Source organism: Streptomyces sp. CC0208, from assembly GCF_003443735.1.
In the GTDB taxonomy this organism is placed as follows: Bacteria; Actinomycetota; Actinomycetes; order Streptomycetales; family Streptomycetaceae; genus Streptomyces; species Streptomyces sviceus.
The window spans coordinates 8632286-8650654 of the sequence record NZ_CP031969.1 but is presented as its reverse complement, the minus strand read 5'-3'; the positions used below and the strand labels follow the sequence as shown (position 1 = coordinate 8650654).

Annotated in this window: 15 protein-coding genes and 1 pseudogene; 6 read left to right on the top strand and 10 right to left on the bottom strand. The window is 70.7% G+C overall.

The window, feature by feature from the left end:
- Positions 1-30 precede the first annotated feature (30 nt).
- Positions 31-924, bottom strand: coding sequence for a LysR family transcriptional regulator (locus tag D1369_RS39720; protein WP_007379592.1), 894 nt, complete (start codon positions 922-924; stop codon positions 31-33).
- A 102-nt stretch (positions 925-1026) separates the two neighbouring features.
- On the opposite strand from D1369_RS39720, the gene D1369_RS39715 reads away from it, so the two are divergent.
- Positions 1027-2115, top strand: coding sequence for an alcohol dehydrogenase catalytic domain-containing protein (locus tag D1369_RS39715; RefSeq protein ID WP_162951049.1), 1089 nt, complete (start codon positions 1027-1029; stop codon positions 2113-2115).
- Between the two features lie 62 nt (positions 2116-2177).
- Here D1369_RS39715 and D1369_RS39710 read toward each other — a convergent pair whose 3' ends face one another.
- The 4 genes from D1369_RS39710 to D1369_RS39695 form a co-directional block, all read right to left on the bottom strand.
- On the bottom strand, positions 2178-2558 hold the full coding sequence (locus D1369_RS39710) for an AQJ64_40280 family protein (protein ID WP_007379595.1): 381 nt from the start codon (positions 2556-2558) through the stop codon (positions 2178-2180).
- A gap of 168 nt (positions 2559-2726) precedes the next feature.
- A complete protein-coding gene (locus D1369_RS39705; RefSeq protein WP_007379596.1) occupies positions 2727-3398 on the bottom strand; it encodes a response regulator transcription factor in 672 nt (223 codons plus the stop codon).
- Positions 3395-4660 carry a histidine kinase gene (locus tag D1369_RS39700; RefSeq protein ID WP_106433577.1) on the bottom strand — a complete coding sequence of 422 codons (1266 nt, stop codon included), beginning with the start codon at positions 4658-4660 and terminating at the stop codon, positions 3395-3397. Before D1369_RS39700 ends, D1369_RS39705 begins: the two co-directional genes overlap by 4 nt.
- A gap of 234 nt (positions 4661-4894) precedes the next feature.
- Positions 4895-7033 (bottom strand): MMPL family transporter, encoded by a 2139-nt coding sequence (locus D1369_RS39695; protein ID WP_118083029.1) that lies wholly within the window; start codon positions 7031-7033, stop codon positions 4895-4897.
- Between the two features lie 639 nt (positions 7034-7672).
- Here D1369_RS39695 and D1369_RS39690 point away from each other — a divergent pair.
- Both D1369_RS39690 and D1369_RS39685 read left to right on the top strand, forming a co-directional pair.
- Positions 7673-7861, top strand: a pseudogene (locus D1369_RS39690) (transposase); the annotation flags it as partial.
- 231 nt (positions 7862-8092) lie between these two features.
- Positions 8093-9019: a hypothetical protein gene (locus tag D1369_RS39685; protein WP_118083028.1), complete on the top strand. Its 927-nt coding sequence runs from the start codon at positions 8093-8095 to the stop codon at positions 9017-9019.
- Between the two features lie 170 nt (positions 9020-9189).
- Here D1369_RS39685 and D1369_RS43235 read toward each other — a convergent pair whose 3' ends face one another.
- From D1369_RS43235 to D1369_RS39665, 4 genes are all read right to left on the bottom strand, one after another.
- Positions 9190-9357, bottom strand: coding sequence for a hypothetical protein (locus tag D1369_RS43235; RefSeq protein ID WP_240436131.1), 168 nt, complete (start codon positions 9355-9357; stop codon positions 9190-9192).
- 65 nt (positions 9358-9422) lie between these two features.
- Entirely contained in the window at positions 9423-9902 is a 480-nt protein-coding gene (locus tag D1369_RS39675; RefSeq protein ID WP_118083027.1) for a hypothetical protein, read from the bottom strand.
- A 29-nt stretch (positions 9903-9931) separates the two neighbouring features.
- Positions 9932-11551 (bottom strand): NAD(P)/FAD-dependent oxidoreductase, encoded by a 1620-nt coding sequence (locus tag D1369_RS39670; protein WP_118083026.1) that lies wholly within the window; start codon positions 11549-11551, stop codon positions 9932-9934.
- Positions 11544-12044 (bottom strand): SRPBCC family protein, encoded by a 501-nt coding sequence (locus tag D1369_RS39665; RefSeq protein ID WP_082319544.1) that lies wholly within the window; start codon positions 12042-12044, stop codon positions 11544-11546. The genes D1369_RS39670 and D1369_RS39665 overlap by 8 nt, the downstream gene beginning before the upstream one ends.
- 280 nt (positions 12045-12324) lie before the next feature.
- Between D1369_RS39665 and D1369_RS39660 the strand changes: the two genes are divergently transcribed.
- On the top strand, positions 12325-12783 hold the full coding sequence (locus tag D1369_RS39660; protein ID WP_007379602.1) for an SRPBCC family protein: 459 nt from the start codon (positions 12325-12327) through the stop codon (positions 12781-12783).
- Between the two features lie 34 nt (positions 12784-12817).
- Here D1369_RS39660 and D1369_RS39655 read toward each other — a convergent pair whose 3' ends face one another.
- On the bottom strand, positions 12818-13237 hold the full coding sequence (locus tag D1369_RS39655) for an ATP-binding protein (RefSeq protein WP_237557585.1): 420 nt from the start codon (positions 13235-13237) through the stop codon (positions 12818-12820).
- A gap of 262 nt (positions 13238-13499) precedes the next feature.
- Here D1369_RS39655 and D1369_RS39650 point away from each other — a divergent pair, with 262 nt between their 5' ends.
- On the top strand, positions 13500-13835 hold the full coding sequence (locus D1369_RS39650) for an STAS domain-containing protein (RefSeq protein ID WP_106433461.1): 336 nt from the start codon (positions 13500-13502) through the stop codon (positions 13833-13835).
- A gap of 244 nt (positions 13836-14079) precedes the next feature.
- Positions 14080-18354 carry a HAMP domain-containing protein gene (locus D1369_RS39645; RefSeq protein WP_007379605.1) on the top strand — a complete coding sequence of 1425 codons (4275 nt, stop codon included), beginning with the start codon at positions 14080-14082 and terminating at the stop codon, positions 18352-18354.
- The last annotated feature ends 15 nt before the right edge of the window (positions 18355-18369 follow it).

Below are 18369 nucleotides of genomic sequence, written 5' to 3'. Positions count from 1 at the left end.
GGCACCGAATCTGACGGCCGGCGGCACGGGTCAGGTGGTCGAGGCAATTGCTCGGGTGACGGCCGTGATCGCCGGTGTGGGGCGGCCGGGGAGCCGCGCCACGAGAACCCGGCGGATCTCGGGAGGTGCGCCTTCGACGTGCAGCAGGCTCACCCCGGGCGGCAGCATTGGCGAGAGTCGCGAGGGTACCGTCGTCACCCCGAAGCCACCGGCGACCAGCTGAAGCTTCGTCATCCAGTCGCGCGCGCAGTGGACGACGTCCGGCCGTCCGGGCAGGCCAGGCCAGACGCCGAGCAGTGGCTCGGCGTTCGTCGCCGGGGCGGCAATCCACGGGACGTCGATCAATTCGTCGACGTGCACCGCGGTGCGGCCGGCGAACTCTCCTGTCGAAGGCACCGCCACGACAAGTTCGGTGTCCATGACGGTCTCGGCGTGCAGGCGCGGCGACTCGCCGTCCAAAGGCCGGTGAGGCGGGCGGGACGTCAGCACGGCAAGGTCGATCGAGCCCGCGCGCAGTGCCCGGACCAGGGAGGGCGTGGTGCCCTCGGTAGTCGTGACCGTGATCTGCGGGTCGGTCGCCGCGAGGCGGGTGAGCGAGAGCGGCAGGATGGCCGCGCCCGCGCTCAGGAACAGTCCGAGCCGCACCAGTTCGGTACGCGGGACGGTGCCGGTGAGGTCGCGCTCGGCCGCCGTCAGACAGTCCAGGATCGTGCGAGCGTGGCGCAGCAGAGTCAGGCCCGCGGGGGTGAGCCGCACTCCGTCAGGGCGGCGTTCGAACAGGGCGGTGCCCGCGCTTCGTTCGAGGGCGGCGGCCTGGCGTGAGACCGCCGACTGTGTGTAGCCGAGCCGGGTGGCTGCTGCGGTGAAGCTGCCGGACTCGGCGATCTGCCGCAGGACTCGTAGGCCTGTGCTGGAGATGTCCATGCGAGATACGCATACCACAGATGCTGGATCGTCGCTTCCCGCATGCCCGCCGGGTTCCTAGTGTCGATCCCGACGAACACGGACGAACACGGAGGTCATTACGTGCGAGCAGCAGTTCTGACGCAGTTCGGGGCCCCGCTCACGGTGCGGGAGGTCCCCGACCCCGAGGTCGGCGGCGGCGAGGTGGTGGTCGAGGTCCTCGCCGCCTGCGTGGCGCCCTACGCGGCTGAGGTCTTCAGCGGCGAGCGGAACTACCCCCTGCTCCCTCCCGTCGTGCCTGGGGTCGGCGGCGTCGGGCGGGTCGTCCACGTGGGCCCCGACGCCACCCGGCTGCGCCCCGGCGACCTGGTGTGGTGCGACTCGACGGTGCGCTCGCGGGATGACGCCCTGACGCCCGACATCACGCTCCAGGGCTGGAGTTCCCGCGGCGAGGGCGGCGCGCGCCTCGCCCGGTACCTGCACGACGGGTCGTTCGCCGAGCTCATGCGGGTCCCGACGGAGAACGTCTTCCCGCTCCCCGCAGCGGCGGGGGACGACCCGGCCCGCTGGGCCGCGCTCGGCGTGCACGTCATCCCTTACGGCGGGCTGCTGGCCGGCGGGCTCGCAGCCGGTGAGACGCTGCTCGTCAGCGGGGCCACCGGCAACCTCGGCAGCAGTGCGGTCGCGGTGGCGCTTGCCATGGGGGCGGGCCGCGTGGTCGCCCCAGGCCGCAACCAGGCCGCGCTCGACCTCCTCGCCGACCGGTTCGGTCCGCTCGTGCGCCCGGTTCCGCTCACCGGGGACGAGGCCGGCGACCGCGCGGCGATGTCTGCGGCGGCCGACGGCCCGATCGACATGGTGATCGACCTGCTACCGCCGAGCGCACCCAGCTCGGCAGCGCGCACGGCAGCCATGACCGTGCGCGAATACGGCCGCGTCGTTCTCATGGGCGGCGTCGGCATGCTCGGCGGCGACGACCTCGCCCTCCCGTACCCATGGATCATGCGCAACTCGATCACCGTGCGCGGCCAGTGGATGTACCCGCGTACAGCGAATGTCGGCATCATCCGGCTCCTTGCCTCGGGCACCCTGGACCTCGCCACCGAACGGGTCCGGTCGTTCGGCCTCAACGCCGTCAACGAGGCCGTCACGTACGCCGCCTCACATGGTGGCCCGTTCGACCGCACGGCTCTTACCCCACGGGCTCGCTGACAAGCGCGCCTTCGCCTGGCTGCACCAGTTCAAGCGACTCCGCATCCGAAACAGGACGTGTGTCAGGTGCCAGGGCGAGCACGCCACGCATCCTGGAGCGCCGGCTGCACGTCGTCCCCGAGAACGAGGTGTGTCGTCCTGCCCGGCAGGGTGGGCAGCTCAGCCCAGTGAGTCACCGTGTCATCGTCGGCAAGACCGTAGGGCAGACGGACATATCCGTCAGAGTCGACGAAGCAGTCCCTGTGTTCCGTTCCGTCCTCACTGAAGTGCCGAGTCGTGAAGTACATCGGCCTCACCAGCCAGAACGCCTCCTCCACCGGGTTCTCGGACTCGGCGCTGTCAGCCGGGTACCGGCCCGTGATCGCCGCCGCCACCGGTACACCCTCCCGCGGCAGTCGTTCACGTGCGTCAATCCAGATCGTCTGCGTGTTCAGATTCGCCATCCCTCTCCTCGGTCGAGCGGTCGGATGCCTGTTCCGATCTCGGCATCCGGTAAGACTGCCCAGCGCTTGCGCAGGTTGAGTGAGCCGGAACGAACGCGGACCGAACACTTCCGACTGTCTGCCCTCCCCCTGAACGCAACCTGGACCCGCCCCGAAGTCGGCCTGAACTCAGACAGTCCCAGGTATCACAAGCCCCGACTCGTACGCCACGATCACCAGTTGCGCCCGGTCCCGCGCCCCCAACTTGCCCATGATCCGGCTGACATGGGTCTTCGCGGTCAGCGGACTGAGTCCCAACGCGTCGGCGATCTCCGCGTTGTTGAGACCGCGCGCGACCAGCGCGAGCACCTGCCGTTCCCGTTCGGACAGCTCGCTCGGCCCGCCCAGCGCGGGTTTCGGCGCGGTGTTCGGCGCGAGCAGAAAGCGGGCGATCAGCCGCGAGGTGGGGCCGGGCGAGAGGAGGGACTCCCCCGCGGCCACCGTCCGGATGGCGTCGAGGAGTTCGGCCGGCCTGATGTCCTTCACGAGGAAGCCGGACGCCCCGGCCCTCAGTGCCTCGACGATGTGCTCGTCGGTCTCGTACGTCGTCAGGACGAGCACCTTCACCCCCGCGAGATCCTCGTCGGCGGCGATGAGCCGGGTCGCCTCGATCCCGTCGAGGTCGGGCATGCGGATGTCCATCACGATGAGATCGGCCCGCGCCGACCGGGCCAGCTCCACGGCCTCCCGCCCGGTGCCCGCCTCTGCGACGACCTCCATGTCGCCTGCCGACGAGACGAGCATCGCGAAGGAGGTCCGTACGAGGTTCTGGTCGTCGGCCAGCAGTACGCGGATGGTCATCGAACCTCGTCCTCCCGGGACAGCGGCAGTGTGGCGGTCACCTCGAAGCCCTCGGCGGGTCCCGGGCCGGCGTCCAGTGTGCCGCCCACGCTACGGGCACGCTCCCGCATCCCGATGAGCCCGAACCCCGGCGTGCCGTCGGACGGGCCCGCTCCGCCGCCCGGGCCGTCCTCCCCGCCCGTCCCGTCGTCCCTGACACTCACCCGCAGTGCGCCGTCCGCGGTCCACAGACCCACTCGCACGGTGAGGTCCTCGCGGCCGCCGTGACGTACGGCGTTGGTGAGCGCCTCCTGCACGATCCGGTACGCGGCGGCGCCCACGGAGGGCGGGATGTCGTCCGCGCGGACGGACAGTTCGACCTTGGCCCCGGCCACCCGGCCGGTCTCCGCGAGATCGGCCAGTCCGTCGATCCCGGGCAGCGGCCCCCGCATGTCCTCGGCCCCGGAAACAGAACCGGACACGGAAGCGGGCCCCGGATCCGCACCCACTCCCACGACCGTGTCATGCGCCCGCAGCACCTCCAGCGTCGTACGCAGTTCCCCCCGGGCGGTCCGGCAGGTCCCCGCGATGTCGTCCAGTGCCTGGGCGACGGCCTTGCGGTCGAGGCGTTCGGGGTCGGCGGTGAGGACGTGGGCCGCCACGGACGTCTGCACGCCGATGAGCGTGATGCTGTGGGCGAGCAGGTCGTGCAGGTCACGAGCGACCCGCAGCCGTTCCTCGGCGACGCGGCGCCTGGCCTCCTCCTCCCGGGTGCGCTCCGCCCGTTCGGCCCGCTCGACGATGGAGGCGACGTACAGGCGGTAGTAGCGGACGGCGATACCGACGAACAGGACCGCGATGATCCAGCCGGAGATCTCCAGGGCATCCAGCGCCCCGTCCGAGTTGGTGAGGCCGTTGCTGATCAGTGTCGGGACGAGGACGGCGACACCGGTGAGCAGCGTGCGGCGTATGGTGCCGGTCGCCGCCACGGTGTAGAGCGCCAGGACGATCGCGGGGGCGGGCAGGGCAGGGTTGTAGTCGAAGGCGTAGTACGGAGCCATGCAGGCCACCACCCCGAGCAGGGCCACCAACGGACTGCGCCGCCGCCATACGAGGGGCACGTGCCCGGCGAGCAGCAGCATCCAGCTGAGATGGTCGGGCCGGGTCCCTTCGCCGCCCGTCAGGGTGATGGCCAGGGCGAGCACGGCGACTCCCAGCGCGAGGATCGCGTCATTGCGGGTGCGGTGCGGTGCGGTCAGCGGTTCGCGGTTGACGGCGGACATGATGCGCTCGGCGAGACGGGACCGCCCGCCGCCACCGGCCGCCGTCTCCGCCGCCGACCGGTCGCGTACCCCTGTGGTCGTTCCCCGTTCTTCCACTGCTCCATCTTCCGGTAGTCGTGCGGGGGCCTGGGCGCCCCTCTTCAAGGAGAGGCGCCCAGGCGGGCCCGCCGGATCAAGGCGCACGGTCAGCGTGTTCGAATCAGAGCGTTCGATCGAGGCCTTCGGTCTGCGGGCTCAGGGTGCACTGACGGTTTCCGGCTGCCGGGGCGGCTCGGCCGGTCCGCCCCTTCCGCTCGACCCGGCCGGTTCGGCCGGCCCGGGCTGCCGTGAGAGCCCGCCCGGCCACCACACCTTCCGGCCCAGGGCGACGCTGGCACTGGTCACCAGATACGTCCGTACGAGGAAGGTGTCGAGCAGGACGCCGACGGCGATCACGAAGCCGAGCTGGACCAGCTGCACCAGGCCCATGTTCGTCAGCACGGCGAAGGTCGCGGCGAGGACGAGTCCGGCGGAGGCGATGACGCCGCCGGTGGTGCGCAGTGCGGTGAGCGCCGCCGTGGCGGGTTCCGCTCCCGCCAGGGACTCCTCCCTCATCCGGTGCATGAGGAAGATGCCGTAGTCGACGCCGAGGGCGACCAGGAACACGAAGGACAGCAGTCCGAGCCCCGGATCGGTGCCCTTGAGGCCGAGGAGCGGTTCGAAGACCAGTCCGCCGATCCCGAGGGAGGCGCCCCACACCGCGACGACCGCGACCACCAGGAGCAGCGGTGCGACCAGACTCCGCAGCAGCCCGATCAGGATGAGCATCACGAAGACGAGGACGAGCGGTACGACGATCTTCGTGTCCCGGGCGTTGGTGACCTCCAGGTCGATCTGCTGGGCGCTGTCCCCGCCGACGTAGGAGCCCTTCAGTTCGTTCCGCAGGGACTTGATGGTGGCGGTCTCCTCCGCCGACTGGGGTGCGCTCTTCGCGAAGACGGCGATCTCGGTCCAGCCGTTTCCCGTACGCCCCTTCTCCGCGCTGCCGACGCCCGGTGTGCCGCGGACGGTCGCGAGGGTCTCGTCGGCGCGCCCCTGCGGGGTGATCACGTCGATGGGCTGGCTGCCCTGCCCGGGATAGGCCTTGGCAACGGTCTCCATCGCGACGACGGCCTCCGGCTTCTTGACGAAGGAGTCCTCCTGCTTGAGCGGTCCCGGCAGGTTGAGTGAGCCGAGGGCGAGGGCGCCGAGCAGTACGGCACCGCTCGCGAGTACGGTCAGCGGCCTGCGTCCGGCAGAGCTGCCCATCGCCGAGAACAGGCTCCGCCGCTGCTTGGGCGTGCTCCCGAAGGCGGGCACGAGCGGCCAGAACACCCGCCGTCCGACCAGTACGAGGACGGCGGGGAGCAGGGTCAGCATCGCGATCAGCGCGCACAGCACGCCGACGGCGCCGAGCGGGCCCATGCCCCGGCTGCTGTTGAGGTCGGCGGCGAGCAGGCACAGCAGTCCGGCGGCGACGGTGCCGGAGGAGGCGAGCACGGCGGGCCCGCAGCCGCGCAGGGCGGCGACCATGGCCTCGTACGGTCGCTCGATGCGCCGCAGCTCCTCCCGGTAGCGCGAGATGAGCAGCAGCGCGTAGTCCGTGCCCGCCCCGAACACGAGGATCGTCATCACACCCGAACTCTGCCCCGAGACGGTCGTGCCGAAGGCCTGGTTGAGGCCGTAGGCGACGCCCATCGACATGTAGTCGGCGATCCCGGCGACGACGAGGGGCACGAGCCACAGCACGGGGCTGCGGTAGATCAGGATCAGCAGTATGGCGACGACGGCGATGGTGGTGTAGAGCAGCGGTCCGCCGAGCGAGTCGTAGACCGCGCCTGAGTCGGTGCCCAGCGCGCCGGTGCCGCCCACATCGACGCTCAACCCGCCTTCGCCCTGGGCGACTTCGCGGACATCGGTGACGAGCTTGTCCTGCTTCTCCTCGTCCGCCCCGGGATCGTTGCTGGCGACCGGGTACATCAGGGTCGTGCCGTCCTTGGACGGAATCCCGTCGGGAACACCGTCGATCAGCCTGTGCTCCCGGGCGATCTCCGCGACCTGCCCGGCCGCGGTCTCCCGGTCGGCGGCGCTGAGCCCGCCGTCCCGGTGGTAGACGAGCACCATCTCGGTGGTCTCGCCACCGGGCAACTTCTCCTCGATCTTCGCCGCTTGTGTCGAGTCCGCGCTCGCCGGCAGGTAGTCGGTGACCTTGTCGTGCTGCACATCGGCGAGCTTCGCCGCGAACGGCCCGACGAGTGCGATCACCGCAATCCACAGCCCGAGCACCGCCCATGGAACGGCTCGCCCGCGCCCCGGCCCCAGCCTCGTCGCAGCGGTTGTCTCTCCGGCCCTCATCGACCGATCTCCCTCCGGGTGACGTCTGCTTCGGTCCCCAGACTTCCGGTGAGAACCACGGCTTTCGTCGGGCGGGAGGGCGAGGTGACGCGTACTGCCGGGGGTGACGGCGGCTGCGGATTACTCCCTGGGGAGTAGGAGGTCGTTTTCTCCCGTTGTTTCATCCCGGTATGCAGATTTGATCCGGTGATGTCGGGTCGCGCCAGGAGACGGTGTTCTCGCTCGAGGGCTGCGGCGTGCTCGACGAAGCTGCGGTCCACGTACAGGATCGCGTTCATGATCTCGCCAGATCATGCTCGGGTGGCCGAGCGCGGCCACACCATTCCTCCCTCGACAGCCAGGTTCCGCGCGCCTGCTGACGTCACCGCGTTCCTCGCGAACAGCAGCCCCACGGAGATCAAATCAGCATGTTGATTCTCTGCGAGCCCTAAAGCATCGGTTCACCACCCAGGGCCCAGTCTGCTCTCCCATCGGCGACGACGCCCTGACAGCGTCCAGCGCACCGCCTTGCCCGCCTCCGGCTGAATCAACCAGCACAAGCCGACCTGTACTTCGCCATTGCCGCGGGCTTAGAAGTCCTAACGAAATGATCTTCGAGATGGTTGGATCACTCCAGGACCGATGATCCGGGGGTGCGGGGTGGCGCGGCCGAAGCCGTGGGAAGTGGATGACGAGCTGTGGGCGGTGATCGAGCCGCTGCTTCCCAAGGTTGAGTGTCGGTCCCGGCATCCGGGACGCAAGCGGCATCCGGACCGGCTGGTGTTCCAGGGCATCCTGTTCGTCCTGCACACCGGGATCGCCTGGGAACACCTGCCGCAGGAACTCGGATCCTCCACGTGATATCAGGGCAGAACACGCAAGCCAGGACGCCCTTACGTGCGGAACTCGTGAAAGATTGACGGGGGTTGTGAAGAGAGACAAGAATGCGGCTCACTCGCTGTGACTGAAGCGAGCGAAGTGACACGAGTGGCTCTGCCACGGCTTGCATTTCCCACTCGCCGCCTGCCGCCGCTGCTCGCGTTCACCACCTCCCACATTCTCGAACCGCCAGGACATATCTTGACGCGTCTCTCACGCTCCAGAACGTCGGCCGCCATCGCCGCGACCGCCTTCATCGCCACGGCCACTCCCCTGTTCGGGGCGGCCACAGCCAGCGCCACCCCCGCGGGCGGCTGCCAGACGGCCACCGTTCAGTACCGTCTCGTCGACTCCGCCGGAAAGCCGGTCGATGCCGACTGGACCTCACAGGGCGGCTTCCACCAGTGGTCCGCCGCCCCCGGCACCGTCGAGGTCCGGCTGGCTCCGGGGCAGACGGTCGGCGAGGGCTGCAAGTACCCGGTTTCGCTGGCCGAGTACACCACCGAGGGTCCCAACTGGTACACCTCCGGTCTCCAGACACTCGTCGACCACGCCACGGTCTACCTCAGCGCCAAGGACCTTCCCGGCGCCGACGAGGCCAAGCAGACCTGGCAGAAGCTCACGGTCAAGGCCCCGGACTGCTACGGGCAGATCGACCTGTACGGCGACGACGTCGTCTACGACGGCGGGTCGGGCGAGGGGCACGGACCCGCGCCCTACCAGCCCGACAACGTCGTCACGCCGTACCACCTGATCGCCGCGTGGAACGGGGGCGACAAGTCGTGCACCCCCGAGCAGCCGAACTCCCCCACGCCGCCGGCCTCTCCGTCCACGCCGGACAGCCCGAGCAGCCCGCCCGCCAGCCGGCCGCCCGCGGACGAGACCACTCCCCCGGCCACGTCCACGACCCCGCCCCCCACCTCCAGCACTCCGCCCACCACCCCGGACGTCCCTCCGCTGGAGTCGACGCCCCCCACCGGCCCGGCGCCCTCGCCCAGCGAGAGCACCCCGCCGCTGGCCGAGACCGGTTCCAGCGCGCCGGTCGGCCTGATAGCCGGCGGCGCGGCCACGGTGATCGCCCTCGGTGCCGCCGCCCTCTACGGCACCCGCCGCGCACGGCGTTCCTGACCAGGACCGCCGCCGACACCGCCACGCGGTGAGGCACCCGGCGGTTTCGCCCCGGACACCGGACACCGACCACCCGGTCGGCCAAGGCCCGGGGCGAAACCGCCGTTGCGGCGCAACAGGTGGGGGCGAACGGTCACGGGGAGATGGCCATGCCGCGGCCTCGTGCCGGTTCAGTTCTCGCAACGCAGCCGCGGTCGGCCGCGCACGGGTTGGGTCAGGCGCAGCCAGGCCGGCGCGTCCGGGTCGGTGACGTCGACCTCGACGGCCAGGGCCGGTCCCGGCAGGGATGCGGCGACCGCTTCCAGGAGAGTCCTCTCGCGGGCCAGGGCCGCGCCCAAGCCCCCGGGCGGCTCCGGTGACGACCACCGTCCGGCCGTCGAGCGGACTGCTGGTACGCCCGGGCTCAGCTCTCGCAGACCGGCGGGCGCGCGGCGTGGTCGGGGTGTCCGGCAGTGCGGCGCTCCTCCTTCATCTCCGCCTCGTACAAGTGGTCACGGCCGCGCGCGAGTTCCTGCACCGCGCTCGTCTCCAACCGCTGGAAGGGCCGGTAGTAGGTGGCGTTGTAGGCCTCGACGATCTGAAAGGTCCAGTGCCCGGGGATGACATTGCGTCCGAGGATCTCCGAGCGGACCTTCGCGGCCCATTCTGGGTGGCCCGCCTCCTCCAACAGCCGGACGGCACGGTCGAGTTGAAGGTCGGCGGTGCCGGTCAGCTGGTGGAAGTCGTACAGCCGGCCCCTGGCCCGCTCGGTCGTCTCCAGCGCCTTGGACAGCGCCCCGAGAGCCTCGACGGTCGTGTCGTCGACCCCTGCGGGGCGCCGATGGTCGCGGTCGGGGCCGCCGAGGGCTTCCTCGGGTGCGTTCACTGGTCCTCCTCGACACATACGGCCGCCCCGGCGGGCGGCGTCGTGGGTCAGCGTCTGTTTCCGGTGCGGTCGCGGCCGGTCAGGAGCCGTTGGGCGCGCGCGAGCCCGGGTGGCCGGTGGCGGTGCAGGGCGGCCCGCGCGGCGTTGGCACCCGGCGCTCCGTGCACGCCCCCGCCCGGGTGGGCGCCGGAGGAGGCCAGGTAGAGCCCGGGGACGGGGGTCTCCGGGCGCCCGGTGCCGGGCACGGGGCGGAAGACGAGCTGCTGGTGGAGGGCGGTGGTGCCCCCGTTGATGGCGCCGCCGCCCAGGTTGGCGTCCAGGGCCTGGAGGGTCGGGGGCGCCAGGATGCGGCGGCCGCGGACAAGACCGCGGAATCCTGGCGCGAACCGTTCCACCTGCTGTTCGACCCGGTCGGCCATGAGCTCCTGGTCCTTGGTGTCCCAGTCACCGGTGATGCCCTCGTCCCCGGCGTCGGCCCCGATCTCGTGCGGGACGTGGGTGTAGGCCCAGGCCGATTCCGTGCCCTGCGGGGAACGGGTGGCGTCGGCGGTGGTCATCTGCCCGAACAGCAGGAAGGGGCGGTCCGGGACCTGCCGCATGGCCAGCTGCGCTGCGAAGCGCGTGAGCTCGTCGACGCCGTCGGCGAGGTGGACGGTGCCGGCCCGGGACGCCTGCTCGGCCCGCCAGGGCACCGGGCCGTCGAGCGCCCAGTCGACCTTGAACGTGGCGAAGTCCCACTGGAACCGGCGCAGGTCCTCCAGGAGCTGCGAGGGCAGGTGCTCGGGGGCGACGAGGCTCCCGTACAGCGCGGGTACCGACACGTCCGCCAGCACCGCCCGGCGAGCCGGTACCGCGTCGCCGGCCGCCGTACGGACGCCGACGGCCCGGCCGCCGCGGACGACGACCTCCTCGACGCGCTGACCACAGCGCACCTGCCCGCCCCGGGCCCGCAGCCGGCGGGCCAGGGCCTGCGTCAGGGCGCCGGAGCCGCCGACGGGGACGGGGAAGCCGTACGTCTGCCCCAGCATGGCCATCAGCCAGCCGAAGCCGCCGCTGCCCGCGGATTCCGGGGCAAGGTCGGCGTGCAGGGCGTTTCCCGCCAGCAGCAGCCGGCCGCCCTGCCCGCGGAACTCCTCCTCCCCCAGCCGCCGTACCGGAAGGACCAGCGTCCGGGCCATCCGCAGCCCGCCCGCGGCCCGCAGCCGCCACGCCAGGCGGGCCGACGCGCGGACCGGCGGGAAGGGGGTGAACAGTGCGTCCAGGAGGTCGGGGCCCAGGCTCAGCCACACGTCGTGCAGCCGCCGCCACGCGTCCCCGTCGCCCGGCGCGAAGGTGTCGAGGGACTGGGCGGTGGTGTCGAGATCGCGGTCCAGGAGGGCGCAGCTGCCGTCGGTGAGGGGGTGCGCGAGCACGCTCGGCGCGTTGCTCCACCGCAGTCCGTGGTCCTCCAGGCGCAGTGCGGCCAGGACCGGGGAGGCGGCCGCCAGCGGGTAGAAGGAGCTGAAGAGGTCGTTGACGAAGGCGGGGTCGACCCCGCGGTCGTGGCGCACCGCGCCGCCCGGCTCCGGCTGTTCCTCCAGGACGTCGACGCTCCAGCCGGCGTCCGCCAGCACGTTGGCGGCGACCAGACCGTTGGGGCCCGCGCCGATCACCACGGCGTCAGGCATGGCCCGTTCCCTCCACACCCGGTACCGCCGAAGGGACGGGCGCCAGGTGCGGGGCGTCGGGGGCCGTGCTCTCGCACAGCCGGGCCAGTCGGGCGAGCATGGTGCGGTGACGCAGCTGGATCAGCGCGTCGAAGCCGACGTTGTGCAGCCGGCCACCGGCTCCCTGCAACGGGTGCTCGTCCACGAGGACCAGGCAGTGCTCGCCCCACGGCCGCAGTTCGACGGCGATGCGGGCCGTGCCCAGCGCGCCGGCGTGGGCCTCCAGCTCCAGTTCGACGCCTTCCTCGCAGTGGCGTACGACCGTCTCGTTCTCCAGTCGCAGCGGGCCGAGCCGGACCTGAAAACGGATCGCGGCGTCCTTGTGCGGCCAGTGCCCCCGGACCGGCTCGGACCGCGCGGTCCCCACGACCCACTCCGCATAGCGGTGACCGTCGGCCAGGACGTCCCACACGGCACTCGGACTGACTCGGATCAGACGATGGCGACGAGCCACGGACACCTCCAGGAGTGTGTGTACGGAGAGCTTCTGTCGTGACCCCCCGGCCGGATGCACCGGTTCCGGCCGGCCCTGCCCGGTCCGGGCGCTGCCGCGGTCACCGTTGGTCTCGCGTGATGTCCGGTCCTCCCGTAGGGTCGCGGTGCCGCAGGCAACAGGGGCCCCACGGCCGGGTCACAGGTCGGCCGAGCCGCGGACGCGAGCCGGCGCGGGGTCCGCCACCCGTCCGGTGAGGAAAGGCGCGCACCCGCTGCGGCCCGACCGATGAGGAGTGCCCATGTCCGGAGAGTTCAAAGCGGTGGTGGCGATCGACCGGCCGGTGCAGGAGGTGTTCGCCTACCTCGCCGACGGGCGCAACGATCCTCAGTTCAGTCCCCGGGTCCTCAGGATCGAGAGGGTCCCGGACACCCCGACCACCGTGGGCACGGTCTTCCGGAGCACCGTCAAGGACGCCGGCATGAAGACCGCCCGTGAGTTCCGCATCACCGAACTCGAAGCGCCGGTGAGGATCCGCTGGACCGAGGTGTCCAAGAACAGCGTGACGGTGCGCGAGGGTGGCTACGATCTGGAGCCCTTGGCCGACGGCAGGACTCGCGTGAGCATCTTCAACGTCCTGGAAGGTCACGGTCTGGGCAGACTGCTGGTCGGCCTGGCGCTGGCCGCGGCCCGCAAGGACGCCCCCGCCTTCGGCACCCGGATCAGGACGGCCGCCGAGAAGGCGATCGTTGCCGAATGACGTCTGCGGGGGCAGCCCGCGAGCCCGGGACGTCCTACTGCGACTCGTCGAACAAGGTGAGCCGGGCCGTGACGCACTTGCCGACCGGCTCCCGGCGCGCCTCGATTCCCTGGACGACCGCCATCACGATCTCCAGACCGTGCTGACCCACCCGCCCCGCGTCGGCGGCGCGAGCCAGCGGAAGGGTCGGGTCGGTGTCCCAGACCTCGATCTCCAGCATGCCGTCGGCGATGCGCAGGTGCAGCAGCACCGGCCCGGGCGCGTATTTCAGCGCGTTGGTGACCAGTTCGCTGACCACCAGTTGCCCCAGGTCCATGGTGCGGGCCGACACCGGCAGCCCGTACTCCGCCTGCACCCGCGTCAGAAACTTGGAGGTCTGGGCCCGGGCGTCGGCGATACAGCCGTCCGCTCCGTCCAGGGCCACGGTCACCTCGGCAGGTGCGGCTTCCGGCATCCGCGAACACTCCTCAGGCAGGACCCGAGCCCCGCCGACCATCTCCAGTACCCCGTTCATGAGCGCGCGCATACCCCGTGATGCGCGCCTTACGCCTGTGCCGCGCTGTTCCTGTGCTGCCGACGAACTGAAGGGCCCTCTCATGCATCGTGGGAGGACTTCCGGGGCAGCGGTGGCACCAAGGACGTGACAGCCCCCATCGAGTGCGCAGAGGACGCAAGTGGCAGAGAACCGGGAAGCAGCGGGTCACGGCACATTGTCCGTGGCCCGGACCGACGCCGACGGCATCACCGTGCTCGGCCTCGACGGAGAGATCGACCACCAGAGCGTGGGCGGCCTGACGCGGGCCCTGGCTCGGGCGGACGCCGCCGTGGGCCGACGGGTCGTCATCGATCTGAGCCGGGTCACGTTCATGGACTCCAGCGGTGTCAACGCCCTGATCGCCGCTTTCCAGTCCGCCCAGGCCGTGGGGGGATGGCTGCGGCTCGTGGTGGTGCGGGGCACTGTGCTGCGCACTCTGCAGCTCGTGGGACTGGACACCGTCATCCCCTTTCACGAGACCCTGGAGGACGCCCTGGCCTCACCTCGGGACTCGTGAAAAAGGAAACGAGTACCCGGGGTCACGCACCTCATGCCACCTTCATGGGGTCTTTTTTCGCCATGTCACAACCCTTCCGCCAACCTTTTGTCGCTGCTCCGGACCTGGGTTAATCTTCGACGGATTTCTCATCGGGCAGCTCCGTGGGGTGCGGGATTGTCGCTGGTGAGCGGGCCCTTCCAGAGCCCGGCACGGTTCCGAGTCCCCGGTGCGGGGGCTCTTGGGGAGCGGAACGAGGGTGCGCATGACCAGCACGTCGACGGAGGACCGCGAACAGGCCCCGGGCGAGCAGGAACTACGGCAGTTGCTGGCCGGGCTGACCGCCGTACGCGACGGCGACTTCGGCACCCGGCTGCCGTCCGACGGAGAGGGTCTGCTGGGCGACATCGCCACCGTCTTCAACGGCATGGTCGACCAGCTGTCCGTGTTCACGTCGGAGGTCACCCGGGTGGCCCGCGAGGTGGGCACCGAGGGCACGCTGGGCGGCCAGGCGGAGGTGCCCGGCGTCTCCGGCACCTGGGCGGACCTGACCGACTCCGTCAACGCCATGGCGGGCAACCTGACCACCCAGGTCCGTGACATCGCCCAGGTGGCGACCGCGGTGGCCAAGGGCGACCTGTCCCAGAAGATCGACGTGCCCGCGCGCGGGGAGATCCTTCAGCTGAAGGAGACCGTCAACACGATGGTCGACCAGCTGTCGGCCTTCGCCGACGAGGTCACCCGCGTCGCCCGCGAGGTCGGCAGCGAGGGACGCCTCGGCGGACAGGCGCAGGTGCCCGGGGTGGGCGGCGTCTGGCGCGACCTCACCGATTCGGTCAACTTCATGGCGGGAAACCTCACCTCCCAGGTCCGCAACGTCGCCCAGGTGACGACGGCGGTGGCGCAGGGCGACCTCTCCCAGAAGATCACCGTCGACGCCCGCGGCGAGATCCTCGAACTCAAGAACACCATCAACACGATGGTCGACCAGCTCTCCGCCTTCGCCGACGAAGTCACCCGCGTCGCCCGAGAAGTCGGCACCGAGGGACGGCTCGGCGGACAGGCCGACGTCAAGGGCGTCAAGGGCACCTGGCGCGACCTCACGGACTCCGTGAACTTCATGGGCGGCAACCTCACCGCGCAGGTCCGCAACGTCGCCCAGGTGGCCACTGCGGTGGCGCAGGGCGACCTCTCCCAGAAGATCACCGTCGACGCCCGCGGCGAGATCCTCGAACTCAAGAACACCATCAACACGATGGTCGACCAGCTCTCCGCCTTCGCCGACGAAGTCACCCGCGTCGCCCGCGAGGTCGGCACCGAGGGCAACCTCGGCGGGCAGGCGATCGTGCGGGGCGTGTCGGGAACCTGGAAGGACCTCACCGACAACGTCAACGTGATGGCCTCCAACCTGACCGGGCAGGTCCGTTCGATCGCCCAGGTCGCCACCGCCGTCGCCCGCGGCGACCTCTCGCAGAAGATCACCGTCGAGGCCAAGGGCGAGGTCGCCGCCCTGGCGGACGTGATCAACACGATGGTCGACACGCTCTCCGCGTTCGCCGACGAGGTCACCCGGGTGGCCCGCGAGGTGGGCACCGAGGGACGGCTGGGCGGTCAGGCGCACGTGCCGAACGTGGCCGGCACCTGGAAGGACCTGACGGACAACGTCAACTCGATGGCCAACAACCTCACCGGGCAGGTGCGCAACATCGCCCTGGTGACGACCGCGGTGGCCAACGGCGACCTGTCGAAGAAGATCGACGTCGACGCCCGGGGCGAGATCCTGGAGCTGAAGACGACCATCAACACGATGGTCGACCAGCTGTCGTCCTTCGCCGCCGAGGTCACCCGTGTCGCCCGCGAGGTCGGCAGTGAGGGACGCCTCGGCGGACAGGCCGAGGTGGAGGGCGTCGAGGGCACCTGGAAGCGGCTCACCGAGAACGTCAACGAGCTGGCCGGGAACCTCACCCGGCAGGTCCGCGCGATCGCCGAGGTGGCCAGCGCCGTCGCCGAGGGCGACCTGACCCGCTCGATCAACGTGGAGGCCTCCGGCGAGGTGGCCGAGCTCAAGGACAACATCAACTCCATGGTGGAGTCCCTGCGCGAGACCACCCGGGCCAACCAGGAGCAGGACTGGCTCAAGACCAACCTGGCCCGGATCTCCAGCCTGATGCAGGGCCACCGTGACCTGCCCGTGGTCGCCGAGCTCATCATGGACGAGCTCACCCCGCTGGTCGCCGCCCAGTACGGCGCCTTCTACCTGGCGGAGGACACCCAGCGCGGGCACGAACTGCGGCTGGTGGGCTCGTACGGCTATCCCGACGACGAAGAGCGGCCCACCCGCATCCCGGTCGGGCGCTCGCTGGTCGGGCAGGCCGCACGCAACCGCCGTAGCGTCACCGTGGAAGAGCTCCCCGAGGGGTACGTCAGCATCTCCTCGGGTCTCGGGCACGCCGCGCCCACCGCTCTGGTGGTGCTGCCGATCGTGGTCGAGGAGCAGGTCCTCGGCGTGATCGAGCTGGCCTCCGTCAGCCGCTTCAGGAAGATCCACCAGGACTTCCTGGCGCAGCTGATGCCGACCATCGGCGTCAACCTCAACACCATCGTCGCCAACGTCCGCACCGACGAGCTCCTTGACGAGTCCCAGCGGCTGACCGCCGAACTCCAGGCCCGTTCCGAGGAGTTGCAGGTCCAGCAGGACGAACTCCAGCGCTCCAACGCGGAGCTGGAGGAGAAGGCCTCCCTGCTGGCCTCGCAGAACCGGGACATCGAGGCCAAGAACCTCCAGATCGAACAGGCCCGGCAGGAGCTGGAGACCCGCGCGCAGCAGTTGTCGCTGGCCTCCAAGTACAAGTCGGAGTTCCTGGCCAACATGAGCCACGAGCTGCGCACCCCGCTCAACAGCCTGCTGATCCTGGCCCAGTTGCTGGCGCAGAACCCCTCCCGCAACCTCACTCCGAAGCAGGTCGAGTACGCGGGCATCATCCACTCTGCGGGCTCGGACCTGCTCCAGCTGATCAACGACATCCTCGACCTGTCCAAGGTCGAGGCGGGCAAGATGGACGTCGCGCCCGAGCGGGTGCCGCTGCGCCAGCTCCTGGAGTACGTCGAGGCGACGTTCCGGCCGATGACGACGCAGAAGAGCCTGGAGTTCACGGTCGCCACCGCGCCCGGCACCCCGGCCGACCTGCTCACCGACGACTCCCGGCTGCGGCAGATCCTGCGCAACCTGCTGTCGAACGCGGTGAAGTTCACCGAGCAGGGCGGCGTGGAGCTGCGGATCGAACCCGCCGCCGACCGGGAGGTGCCGTCGGGCGTGCACCGCGGCGGTCCGATCGTGGCGTTCCGGGTCAAGGACACCGGTATCGGGATTCCGCAGCAGCAGCTGGAGACGATCTTCGGGGCGTTCCAGCAGGCCGACGGGACGACCAGCCGCAAGTACGGCGGCACCGGGCTCGGACTGTCCATCACCCGGGAGATCGCCCATCTGCTGGGCGGCGCGGTCACCGTCGACAGCACTCCCGGGCAGGGCAGCACGTTCACGCTGTACCTGCCCGTCGCGCGGCCCGACTTCGAGGAACTGATGGAGAGCGGCGGACGGTCGGCGGAGCAGCCGTACGAGATCTCCGCCGCCGGGGAGGTGTCCGGGCCCCGGCAGCTCGTCGCTCCCGCGCCCTCCCCCGAGCACCGCCGGCGCCGGCTGCTGGTCATCGAGGAGCGCCCGCGTGGTCTGCTCACGTTGGTCGCCGAGCGGGCAGTGGCGGACCTCGCCTACGACTCCGACGATCCGCACGGGGGGATCGACATCATCACGGCGGTGGGGGCGCAGGAGGCGGCGAGCACGCTGGCGGCCGACCCCTGCCACTGTGTCGTCCTCGAACTCGGCATGCGGCACGACGAGGGCGCCGACTTCCTGGAGGCGATGCGCGGCGACTCGGCGCTGGACAGCGTGCCGGTCCTGATCCACACCGGACACCGCGTGGACCTCGTCCAGGAACAGGGCCTGCGGGCCCTGGCGGGCGACCGTCCGCTGGACTTCCTGTCCAGCCTGGACGACCTGCGCGAGCGCATCACCCTGCACCTGTCCGCCGAGCAGCCGGGCGACGTGCTGTCGCTGGTGCGTTCGGACGATCCGCAGCGTCCGGTGGCGCAGGTGGTGGACGACTCCTTCCTCGGCCGGACGGTCCTCGTGGTCGACGACGACGCGCGCAACCTGTTCGCGCTCAGCGGGGTGCTGGAGCTGCACGGCTTCCGTGTGCTGCACGCGGACAACGGCCGCAAGGGCATCGAGATGCTGCTCGCCCACCCCGACATCTCGGTGGTCCTGATGGACGTGATGATGCCGGAGATGGACGGTTACGCCGCCACCGCGGAGATCCGTGCGATGCCGCAGTACGCGGATCTGCCCATCATCGCGGTCACCGCGAAGGCCATGCCGGGCGATCAGGAGAAGAGCCTGGCGTCCGGTGCCAACGACTACGTCACCAAGCCCGTCGACACCGGCGACCTCATCGCCCGCGTCCGACGGTGGCTGCCGGGGTGAGCGCACGCAGCGCCC

Bases quoted from the DNA above. Each gene is read 5' to 3' on its own strand.
- D1369_RS39720 (WP_007379592.1), bottom strand. From the start codon at position 924: ATGGACATCTCCAGCACAGGCCTACGAGTCCTGCGGCAGATCGCCGAG.
- D1369_RS39710 (WP_007379595.1), bottom strand. From the start codon at position 2,558: ATGGCGAATCTGAACACGCAGACGATCTGGATTGACGCACGTGAACGA.
- D1369_RS39705 (WP_007379596.1), bottom strand. From the start codon at position 3,398: ATGACCATCCGCGTACTGCTGGCCGACGACCAGAACCTCGTACGGACC.
- D1369_RS39700 (WP_106433577.1), bottom strand. From the start codon at position 4,660: ATGTCCGCCGTCAACCGCGAACCGCTGACCGCACCGCACCGCACCCGC.
- D1369_RS39695 (WP_118083029.1), bottom strand. From the start codon at position 7,033: ATGAGGGCCGGAGAGACAACCGCTGCGACGAGGCTGGGGCCGGGGCGC.
- D1369_RS39675 (WP_118083027.1), bottom strand. From the start codon at position 9,902: ATGTGTCGAGGAGGACCAGTGAACGCACCCGAGGAAGCCCTCGGCGGC.
- D1369_RS39670 (WP_118083026.1), bottom strand. From the start codon at position 11,551: ATGCCTGACGCCGTGGTGATCGGCGCGGGCCCCAACGGTCTGGTCGCC.
- D1369_RS39660 (WP_007379602.1), top strand. From the start codon at position 12,325: ATGTCCGGAGAGTTCAAAGCGGTGGTGGCGATCGACCGGCCGGTGCAG.
- D1369_RS39655 (WP_237557585.1), bottom strand. From the start codon at position 13,237: ATGCCGGAAGCCGCACCTGCCGAGGTGACCGTGGCCCTGGACGGAGCG.
- D1369_RS39645 (WP_007379605.1), top strand. From the start codon at position 14,080: ATGACCAGCACGTCGACGGAGGACCGCGAACAGGCCCCGGGCGAGCAG.